The organism is Streptomyces sp. NPDC048636 (genome assembly GCF_040650655.1).
Taxonomy (GTDB): domain Bacteria; phylum Actinomycetota; class Actinomycetes; order Streptomycetales; family Streptomycetaceae; genus Streptomyces.
Map to the genome: position 1 here is coordinate 341,399 of NZ_JBEZHR010000005.1, position 10,181 is coordinate 351,579.

At 72.0% G+C, this 10,181-nt stretch carries 8 protein-coding genes; 5 read left to right on the forward strand and 3 right to left on the reverse strand.

Annotation, left to right across the window (positions count from 1 at the left end; all coding sequences use genetic code 11):
• Positions 1 to 65: 65 nt before the first annotated feature.
• The gene (locus AB0C66_RS16920; RefSeq protein WP_362438271.1) at positions 66 to 626 is read left to right on the forward strand and encodes a hypothetical protein; all 561 of its coding nucleotides are present in this window, start codon (positions 66 to 68) and stop codon (positions 624 to 626) included.
• A gap of 83 nt (positions 627 to 709) precedes the next feature.
• Here AB0C66_RS16920 and AB0C66_RS16925 read toward each other — a convergent pair whose 3' ends face one another.
• Complete coding sequence (locus AB0C66_RS16925) at positions 710 to 3,226, reverse strand: FtsX-like permease family protein (RefSeq protein ID WP_362438274.1); 2,517 nt, start codon at positions 3,224 to 3,226, stop codon at positions 710 to 712.
• A 134-nt stretch (positions 3,227 to 3,360) separates the two neighbouring features.
• Positions 3,361 to 4,146 (reverse strand): ABC transporter ATP-binding protein, encoded by a 786-nt coding sequence (locus AB0C66_RS16930; protein WP_362438276.1) that lies wholly within the window; start codon positions 4,144 to 4,146, stop codon positions 3,361 to 3,363.
• A 276-nt stretch (positions 4,147 to 4,422) separates the two neighbouring features.
• Here AB0C66_RS16930 and AB0C66_RS16935 point away from each other — a divergent pair, with 276 nt between their 5' ends.
• The 4 genes from AB0C66_RS16935 to AB0C66_RS16950 all read left to right on the forward strand — a co-directional run bounded on the left by AB0C66_RS16935 (position 4,423) and on the right by AB0C66_RS16950 (position 9,070).
• Positions 4,423 to 5,658 carry a histidine kinase gene (locus AB0C66_RS16935; protein WP_362438279.1) on the forward strand — a complete coding sequence of 412 codons (1,236 nt, stop codon included), beginning with the start codon at positions 4,423 to 4,425 and terminating at the stop codon, positions 5,656 to 5,658.
• 32 nt (positions 5,659 to 5,690) lie between these two features.
• A complete protein-coding gene (locus tag AB0C66_RS16940; RefSeq protein ID WP_362438282.1) occupies positions 5,691 to 6,392 on the forward strand; it encodes a response regulator transcription factor in 702 nt (233 codons plus the stop codon).
• 304 nt (positions 6,393 to 6,696) lie between these two features.
• Positions 6,697 to 7,923: a cytochrome P450 gene (locus tag AB0C66_RS16945; RefSeq protein ID WP_362438822.1), complete on the forward strand. Its 1,227-nt coding sequence runs from the start codon at positions 6,697 to 6,699 to the stop codon at positions 7,921 to 7,923.
• A gap of 277 nt (positions 7,924 to 8,200) precedes the next feature.
• Positions 8,201 to 9,070, forward strand: a complete 870-nt coding sequence (locus AB0C66_RS16950) for a hypothetical protein (protein WP_362438285.1) — start codon at positions 8,201 to 8,203, stop codon at positions 9,068 to 9,070.
• A gap of 31 nt (positions 9,071 to 9,101) precedes the next feature.
• On the opposite strand, the gene AB0C66_RS16955 is transcribed toward AB0C66_RS16950, so the two are convergent.
• Positions 9,102 to 10,088 carry an alpha/beta hydrolase gene (locus AB0C66_RS16955; protein ID WP_362438289.1) on the reverse strand — a complete coding sequence of 329 codons (987 nt, stop codon included), beginning with the start codon at positions 10,086 to 10,088 and terminating at the stop codon, positions 9,102 to 9,104.
• Between the last annotated feature and the right edge of the window lie 93 nt (positions 10,089 to 10,181).

Here is a 10,181-nt window from a genome sequence, read left to right on the forward strand (position 1 = left end):
TCCCCTGGATCCTGCGTGATCTCTGGTTGTGTTGTCGGTGGTGGGGCACGACCGGAGGGGACCGGATGAGAGCGCGGACGATGGTGGGCGTGGCGGTATCGGCCTGTGTGGCGCTGGCGGCCTGCGCGTGCGGCCCGGAGGAATCGAAGGGGGACGCGGACGCGAAGCCTTCGCGGCCGTCCACGTCCTCACGGGCAAAGGAACCGTCGGCCACGCCGTCCGCGTCCGCGCCGTCGGGGAAGCCGTCGCCCACCCCGACCGGCGGCCAGCCCGTGCCCAGGACGGAGGAGGGCGCGATCCAGCGGTACAAGCAGTACCTCCACGCCCTCGGCCGTGAAGACATCGACACGGTCTGCGAAGTGGCCGGGCCCGCCGCGAAGAAGGCACAGGACCAGGGACTCGGCCCGTGCACCAAGACCTACGCCACCGTGTTCCAAATGATCTCGCCCGCGCAGAAGAAGGCGCTGCGGACCGCGACGGTCGACCCACAGCGCATCACCGTACGCACACCCGCCAAGATCGAGATGCCGCCCCAAGCGGTCAACGCCTCCGTCACCTTCTCCGAAAACGATCTCGGCAGCTACACCCTGGAATATCTCAAGAACAATTGGTACATCACCGACTGAACCCCATGCGCCCTGCACGAGTACCCGCCCGCGGCCGGGCACGCGCGTCATTCCCGCGGCGTGCCCGGCCCTGGTGTGCGGAGCTACTCCGTGTCCGTGCCCATCGCCCTCAGCATCGGGACCGCCATCGCCTGCCGTCCCGGCCACAGTGAGGCGAGGACGCCGATCGCGGCGGTCGCGGCGAAGCACAGGGCCGCCCGGTCCCAGGGGATGACCAGGGGGACGCCCGGCTGGGTGAGGACGGTGGCCACGCCGATCGCGCCGCCCGCGACGAGCCCGAGCGCGGATCCGAGCAGGGAGATGGTCACCGACTCGATGCGCAGGATGGAGGCGAGCCGCTTGCGGTCGAGTCCGAGGGCGCGCAACATGCCGATCTCCCGGACACGTTCGGAGACGGCCATGCCCATCGTGTTGACCACGCCCAGGGCGCCGATCAGGACGGTGACGCTGAGCATGGCGTACATGATGTTCAGGAACTCGGCCGAGTTGCCGCTCGCGGCCTTCCGTACCTCCGCACGGTCCTGCACCAGGAGCGCGGGATTGTCGAGCGTGTGCCGGATGTCGCGCTGGAGGGCCGCCGTACGGCCGGGGTCGGCTTCGGCGATGACCTCGGCGATACGTGTCCGGTCACCGTGGTCGGCGCGGGGCAGCCTGGTACGCGAGACGAGCGCGGAGGCGAAGTCCTCACCCTCGTAGATGGCGACGACCGGGAGGGAGGACTTCCGCTCAGCTCCGGCGAGGCTGCCCGTGACACGGCTGCCGAGTGTCAAGTGGCGGGCCGCGGCGGTCTGTTCCTCGACGGCGACACCACGGTCGAGCCGCTCGAATGAACCCTCGCGGAGGGTGATGGGTGCCAGGCGCTCCACCGTGCCGGGGGTCACGGCCGCCACGGGGAGCATGTCGGCATCGGAGATTCGCAGATCGGTGTCGACGACGGCGGTGACGGCCGCGGCGTCCGCGAGGCGTGCGACACGGTCGGCGACATCGGCCCCGACCTCCCCGAAGGCGATGGCCGTGATCCGCAGGTCCGAGGCCATGGCCGCGTCGGCCTCCTCCTCGTCCATCCGGCTGATCGACGCCACGGCGACCGTGACCGCGGTGACCATGGCGAGGCCGACCATGAGGGTCGCGGCGGTGGCCGCCGTACGCCGTGGATTGCGGCGGGCGTTCTCCACGGCGAGTTTGCCGCGGATCCCCGCCAGCCGCCGCAGTGGTGTGCGGAGCACACCGGTGACACCGAGGGCGATGAGCGGGGTGAGGACGATCAGGCCGACGAGGAGCACCGGTGCGGCGGTGTAGAGCAGGTTCTCGTCCCCGCCGGCCGCCCAGAGCAGGAGCACTCCGAGTCCGGTGACGGTCGCGCCGATGATGCCGCGGCGGCGCAGTGACGCGGGTGTGGGCGGGCGGCTGGTGCGCAGCGCCGCCACGGGGGAGACGGCGGCCGCGCGACGGGCCGGGACGTAGGCCGCGAGCAGGGTGATGGCGATGCCGACGCCGAACGCGGCGAGTACGGGGGTGGGCTGAAGGATCCGCAACGGGGCGCTGGTGCCGCCCGTGGCCCCGAACAGGGTGCTCAGCAGCGCCGCGACCCCGATGCCCAGTGCGTAGCCCACCACCGAGGCGACCGCCCCGACGATCGCCGCCTCGGCGAGCACCTGGCGCAGCACATACCGGCGGGTGGCACCGACGGCACGGAGCAGGGCGTGTTCCCGGGCGCGTGCGGCGCTCAGCATGGTGAAGGTGTTGGCGACGAGGAAGGTGGAGACGAACAGGGCGACACCGGCGAAGCTCAGCAGCACCATGGTGAGCTTGTCGTCGGAGCCGGCCGTGGCCTCGGCGCGCAGTTGCGTGGCCGTGACGGCTTCGAGTCCGTCCGGCAGCAACCTGCTTATCTGTTCGGCGAGTTGGGTGTCGGAGGTTCCGTCGGCGGCGGTCAGGGTGATCGAGGTGTAGCCACCCTGCTCCGGGGCGAACTGCCGCAGCGCGGTGGCTCCGTCGAAGGCGGTGAGCGTACCGCCGGAGGCGAGGCGGCTGTCCTCGGCGGTGAGGATACCGACGACCCGGGCGTCGCGGGCCGTGCCGTCGACGACGATCCGGACCGTGTCGCCGACCCGTGTCCCGGCACGCTCGGCCGCCGCCTCGTCGATGGCGATCTCCCCGGCGGCGCGCGGACCGCGTCCGGCGGTGAGGGGGTAGCGCGGATCCTCGCCCCCCGGACCCGGGACGTAGTTGACGCCCGCGGACTTGTACAGGTCGCCGACGAGTGCGCCGTCCGACCCCGCCAGGAACGACGGGCCCTCGACCGTGCCGCGCGCGGAGACGGCTCCCGGTACGCCACGGAGCCGTTTCAGCAGTGACGGGTCGAGCCGGGGTGGTGCGTCGGAGGAGTCCGATGTGGACTGCCGGGTGGAATCCGTGGGCCGCACCGCGACGGACACATCGGGCTGGGAGTTGGCCCGGGCCTCGGCGATGGCGGAGCTGACGGAGTCACCGTAGATCAGGGATCCGGTCACGAAGGCGACGCCGAGCACCACGGCGAGGGCGGGCAGTGTGAACCGGAGGCGGTGCGAGCGCAGCGTGCGCAGGGCGGTACGGAGCATGGCGAACCTACGGGTCGAGGGAGGGGTGCGGGAAGTGGCGGGGCCCGGTGGCGACGGTGAGCCGGTCGGTGGCCCGGCCGCCGCCGTGGACCGTGGTCCGGCCCCGGTCCGCGACCGGGCCCATCGGCCGCCGCTCATCGGGCTGCCCGCTGCCCGGCGTCGAACGCCTTCATCTGCTCCAGCACCCCGGACGCGGTGGGGTGCGCCATCTCGTGGACGAGCCGTCCGTCGGCGAGGAAGAGCGCGCGGTCGGCGTAGGCGGCCGCGACCGGGTCATGGGTGACCATCACGACCGTCTGGCCGAACACCGTCGCGGACATCTGGAGGAACGACAGGACCTGCGCGCCCGCCCGGGAGTCGAGATTGCCGGTGGGCTCGTCGGCGAAGACGACCGCGGGGCGCGACGCGAGCGCCCGGGCGCAGGCCACCCGCTGCTGCTGGCCTCCGGAGAGCTGGTCCGGGCGGTGTCCGAGCCGGTCGGCCAGACCCAGGGTGCCGACGAGTTCCCGCAACCACGCCGGGTCGGGGGCGATCCCGGCCAGGTCGCAGGGGAGGGTGATGTTCTCCAGCGCCGTGAGCGTGGGCAGCAGGTTGAACGACTGGAAGACAAAGCCGATCCGCTCACGCCGCAACCTGGTGAGCCGGGACTCGTTCAGCGGGCCGAGGTCGGTGTCGCCGATCCGCGCACTGCCGGACGTGGGTGTGTCGAGTCCGGCGAGGCAGTGCATGAACGTGGACTTGCCCGAGCCCGAAGGGCCCATGATCGCGGTGAACTCGCCGGAGACGAACCGGGCGGACACACCGGCGAGCGCCGTCACCGCGGTGTCGCCCTCGCCGTAGACCTTGGTCAGGTGGCGGCCCTCGGCGACCACCGTGCCGATCGTGGGGGCGGACGCGGGGGCGTCCCATCGCTGGCTCATCGCACATCGCTCCTGCGTGACATCGGTTCTCGGGACGGTTCGCGGCCGGATCGGCACGACCGGGTGGACCGGCCGTCCCCGCGGGCCGCGAAGGCATCCATGGCGTTCGGAAGGGCGGGGCGGCGGCGTGGTCTTCCGCGGCCGTCCCACCGGACCGTTCCGATGCTGCCGGGCCGTGGCCGTCCCCTGGATCCACCGGACAGCCGAAGGGTGAGCCGCCCGCCTCGGCCGAACGGCCGAGGTGCGACAGGAACCGACTGTCGTAGCCTGACCTGCATGATTGCCGCGTTCCGGGCACGCTCCCTCCTTCAGCGAGCCCTTATCTGTCTGGTCGGTGCGGGACTGTTCGCCCTCGTGGTGGGTGAGGGCCACAACGCGCCGTACCCCGCCGTGGCGGCGGCGACGATCGTCACCGGTGCGCTGTCGCTGCTCGCGCTCTTCGCGCCGAAGCGCTGGTTCCGGCAGTACGTCGCGGCCGCCGTCGTGGCGTCCTGGGCGCTCTCGGTCGCGGAGACCCAGCTCGCGCAGCGCCCCGAGAACACACCCGGGATGGTGGAACTGGGTGTGCTGCTGCTGGTGATCACTCGTGCGGTGCGCCGCAGCCGTCCACTGGAGGCGATCGCACTTGCGGCGGCGGCATCCTGCGCGGCGGTGATCCTTCCGCTGCGGCTCGAGGCCTGGGACGACCACCTCTATCTGTTCATCTCCGTCCTCGCCGTCTGCGTCGTGCCGTTCATGGTGGTCCTCGGACTGGCGCTGCGGCTGCGCGACACCGTGCGGACGCGCGAGATCGACGACGTCCGCCAGGCCCAACGCCTGGAGTACGCGCGGGAGCTGCACGACTTCGTGGCCCACCACGTCACGGCGATCGTCGCGCAGACCAAGGCCGCGCGCTTCACGGCGGACGCCGGCCACACCCAGAGCCCGGAGGACCTGGACCGGATGCTGGCCCAGATCGAGCAGGCCGGGGCCCAGGCGCTGGGGTCGATGCGTGCGATGGTCTCCGTCCTGCGGGATCCCGCGGCTCCCTCGGCTCCGACGGCTCCCGCGTCGACACGTCCGGCGGGCCACCTGGGCGGTCTGCGCGCGCTCACGGAGAAGTTCTCCGTGGCGGGGCCGCCCGCGACGCTGACCGTCGACCCGTCGCTGTCCGACCGGCCCGTGCCACCCGAGGTCGCCGCCACGGTCTACAGCGTCGTCCAGGAGTCGTTGACCAACGCGCGCAAGCACGCGGAGGGGATGTCCTGCGTCGAGGTGAGGGTCGTGCCCCACCCTGAACAGCCGGACCGCGTGGAGGTGTCGGTGACCGACGACGGCCGCCGCTGGGGCCGGGGCACGCCCCCGGGGGAAGCCGCGGCGCGTGGCGGCGGTGCGGTCGGCGGGGGATACGGTCTCGTCGGTCTCGCCGAGCGGGTCGAGGGGATCGGTGGGCGGATCAGCGCGGGGGAGCGGCCGGACGGCGGCTGGCGCGTCCACGCAGTCCTTCCGTTGGACACCCTGACCTCGTACTGACCCCGGGGCGTCCCCTTGGGATCATGTCCTCCATGACGATTCGTGTCCTCATCGCCGACGACCAGCCCATGCTCCGCGCCGCCTTCCGTATGATCCTGGGCTCCCAGCCGGATATCGAGGTCGTGGCGGAGACCGCCGACGGGGCGGCCGCCGTCGAGGAGGCGCTGCGTCTGCGCCCCGACGTCTGCCTGGTCGACATCCGGATGCCGAAGCTGGACGGCCTCGAAGTCACCCGTCAGCTCGCGGGCCCCGGTGTGCCGGATCCGATGAACGTGCTGATCGCCACCACCTTCGACCTCGACGAGTACGTCTACACCGCGCTGCGCAACGGCGCGTGCGGGTTCCTCCTCAAGGACGGGGCGCCCGGGCTGCTGACCGAGGCCGTACGGGCCGCGGCCACGGGTAACTCCCTGATCTCACCGTCGATCACCGTCCGGCTGCTCTCGCATATGGCCCCGTCCCGTGAGCGGCCCGCCGCACCCCCGGTGCGCGGTGGTGCCGGTGCCGGTCCGGCCCGGCCCACGGAGCCGCTGACCCAGCGTGAACGGGACGTCGTCCGTCTCGTCGCCCGCGGCCGTACCAATGAGGAAGCGGCCGCCGAGCTCTATGTGACGCTGTCCACGGTCAAGACCCATCTCGCCAACGTCCAGCGGAAGTTGGCGGCGCGCAACCGCGTCGAGATCGCCGCCTGGGCGTGGGAGACGGGGCTCTGCGGCGGCGAGGGGCGCGTCTAGCAGCGCCCCCGACGGGCCAGCGGGCACCGCGTACCGGCCCGCGACGTGACCGGTCCGCGGCGCTCAACTCGTGGCGTAGCGCGGCTCGTACGGTGGGCGGGTAGTAGCTTGCCGGGGAAGCCGGGTGGGAGGTCCTCGGACGTACGTGCCCGTGTTCGCGCAGGCAGCCAACGAGCAGGAGAGCGCATTGGACACCACAGCCCCGCGGGGCGTCCCCGTTCCGTCACCTGAGCCCGGTGCGGTGCCGCTGCCCCCGGAGCTCGATCCGGCGGCTGTCGCGCGGTGGCGCGAAACCTCGGGGGCCGTGGTCGACCTGCTGGCCCTGGCGCGTGAGCTCGGCGGGGTCAGCGCGGTGCGGCTCGGTCCGCGCCCCACCGTGCTGGTCACCGACCCCGAGTCGGTCCAGCACGTCCTGGCCCTTCACCCCGACCGTTACGTCAAGCGTTCCCACCGGGCCCGCGTACTGGTCGGAGATGGGGTGCTCGCGGCCACCGGGGAACCGTGGAAGCGCCAACGGCGGCTGCTACAGGCCGAGTTCACCGGTAGCGGGATCCGCCGCTACGAGCGGCGGATCGTCGGCGCCGCGCGCCGCACCGCCGACCGCTGGGTGGATCGCGCCCGTACCGGCGAGCCGACCGACGTCGGCGAGGACATGCGCTTCTTCGCCCTGGACACCATCTGGCGCTCCCTCACCGGCCACCCCCTCGACGAGGCCACCAACCGTGAACTCGCCGCCGTCCACGCGGTGGGAGCCGCCCTCCCGGCCACCCCTTCCGCCTCGGCCGACCTGGCCGGACTGCGTGCCGCCGTGGCCGTGGACCTCGCCAGGATCGATGCCGTCGCCGAACACGCCATCGCGGCCGCCCGGCGGGGAGAGGCGGGACCCGAGGGTCCCGGTCTGTTGCGCGTCCTGGTGGAGGCCGGGGAGAGTCGGCCCGAATACACCGACCAGCTGATCCGCGATGAGCTGGTCACCCTGCTCGCCGCCGGTCATGAGACCACGGCCAACACCTTGTCCTGGCTGTATCTGCTGCTCGACCGCCACCCCGAGGCCCGCCGCCGGGCCCTGGACGGGGGAGCCGCGGGCTCGCCCGAGCGCGAGAGGGCCCTCCGGGCCCTCGCCTCGGAAACCCTGCGGCTCTATCCGCCGGCATGGCTGATCCCGCGTCACGCCACCGAGGACGACACCCTCGCCGACTACCGTGTCGCGGCCGGTACCGACGTCTTCGTATGCCCGTACCTCACCCACCGCGACCCGGAGCTGTGGCCCGAGCCCGAGCGCTTCGACCCCGCGCGGTTCACCGCCGCCGACGAAGGCCGCCGCTCCACCCGGCACGGCGCGTACTACCCGTACGGCATCGGTGCGCGGGCCTGCCTGGGCGCGCAGTTCGCCGTGCGCGAGATGACCGTGCTCCTGGACCATCTGCTGCCCGCCTTCGTCCCCACCTTCCACACCGCCCCGACCTCGGCCGTCTTCGGGTTCACGGTCCGCCCCGACGGCCCGATGCGCGCCACCATCACGGCCATGTAGCGGCACGGGGGCGGGGCGAGCACACCAGGTCGGCTCCGGGAGGGCGGCTCGAGGCGGATGGGAGCCGAACCGGGACGCCCCGCATTCCCGCCCCGCTCCGGCCGCACTCAGGCGCGGTCACGGACCGTAATCACTCGGCCACCTCCTCCAGGCTGCCGACAGGCGCCGGAGAGGGCATAGTGGGAACGTGGCGCGGCCTGCCGAGCGCACAGGCGCCGGCCCTACCCCTGCGGACGTCGGGTTTTCCCACCGGCCGACGCAGGTCAGGAGACCGCTCATGGCAGCAGGAGCGAGCAACACCACCGCGAATGCCGACTGGGGCAAAGCAAACTTCGACGACATCTACGACTGCCACGACCCACGGCCGTACTTCGCAACCCTGCAATCCCTCGAGTACCAGATACCCCACCATGGCCAGGCCGTCTTCCGGGCACTGGCCGATGCCCTGCGCCGCCTGCACCCCGACCGGGCGCCGCTGAACGTGGTGGACCTGTGCTGCTCCTACGGGATCAACACGGCCCTTCTCAACTACCGTGTCACTCTGGCGGACCTGTTCACCCGGTACACCTCCCCCCAGCTCTCCGCCCTGTCGGCGCAGCACCTGGTGGCCGAGGACCGGACCTTCTTCGCAGCGCGCCGCCGACCGGAGGCCGTGACGGCGACAGGCATCGACTCGGCGACCCGGGCCGTCGGATACGCGCGCGCCGTCGGTCTGCTCGACCACGCCTTCGCGGAGAACCTCGAAGTCGGCGAACCGAGCCCCGCCCTGCGCCGCACACTGACGGGCACGGACCTCATCACCGTCACGGGCGGCGTCGGGTACGTCTTCACCCGGACCTTCACCAGGCTGCTCGACTCCATGCCGACCCCGCCGTGGGTCGCGGCGTTCGTGCTGCGCACCGTGCCCTACCAGCCGATCGCCGATCTGCTCGCCCGCTCGGGCCTGGTGACGGAGAAGCTCTCCACCCGTACCTTCCGGCAGCGCCGCTTCGCCAACAGCGCCGAACGGTACGCGGCGTTCGACGCGCTGGCCGTGAACGGACTGCACACGGCGGACAAGGAAGCGGACGGCTACTACCACACCGACCTGTATGTCTCCCGGCCCGCTACCGACATCGCGGCGCTGCCGCTCGCGCGGCTGCTGTGACCCGAGGCGCGACGGCGGACGGTCCGGACCGCTACAGATCACGCTCCACGGCGGGCTGATAGGCGCTGAGCCAGAGATCGAGCTCGGTGAAGACGCGCTCGCGCACCTCGGGTGTCGACAGGACCAGGTCGTGCACCCCGTCCCGGACGCGCACGGTGGTGACCCGCGGGCCGAGCCGGGGTGCGAGGCGGGCGATGTCCTCGGCGCGCAGTACGCCGTCGGTGCGGAGCAGGGCATCGTCCCACTTCGTGGTGGCGGAGCTGTCGGTCGAAGCCATCACCAGGACCGGACAGTCGATCCCCAATCCGCGGCGCACCCGCCGCTGTCCCCGTTGGATCGCCGCCAGCCACCCGGCGTAGAGGGGGAAGCCCTCGGCCGGCTTGAGCGTCAGATCGAACTCCCAGCTGCCCCGGAAACCGCGGTGGAGACTGTGGACGTAGTGCGGATTGAGCGGAGCGGGAAGTCTGCGGGTGGCCGCGAAACGTCCGAGGAGGTCGACGGCCGGGGCGGCGAGGGTGCGTATCAGCGCGGGGGCGGGCAGGGAGAGGAACGGGCTGTTGAGGAAGAGCGCGTCGATGATTCCCCGCCCAGCCCGCCGGTCGGCGTACAGCGCGCTGATCAGGCCGCCCGTGGAGTGGCCGTTGAGCAGGAGGGTGTCATGCCCGTCGACCTCGCGGATGATACGGACGGCCTCATCGAGTTCCTCGTCGTAGATGTCGAGGTCGTGAACGTAGTTGGGCGAGTGGTGCGGGCGCAGTGAGCGGCCGTACTTCCGCAAGTCCAGCGCGTAGAAGTCGTAGCCGCGCTCGGTGTAGAAGTCGGCCAGGTGGGTCTGGAAGAAGTAGTCGACGTAGCCGTGCACATAGAGCACGGCACGACGGCTGCCCCCGGCCGCGCCACCGGGAGCGCCGGCCCGGCGCCGGACCAGGGTGGCGACGACATCGCCCTCGTTGTCTGCGGTGAGCGGCAGGTCGATCGCCTCGTAGGGCTCGCCCAGGATGTCGGTGAGGAAGTCCACGGCGCTGACTGTAATGGGCACGTCCGCTCCAACACCGCCGGAGCTCCGTGGCCTTGGTCACTGCTCGCACAGGCGTCGCTCGCGCCGCCATCC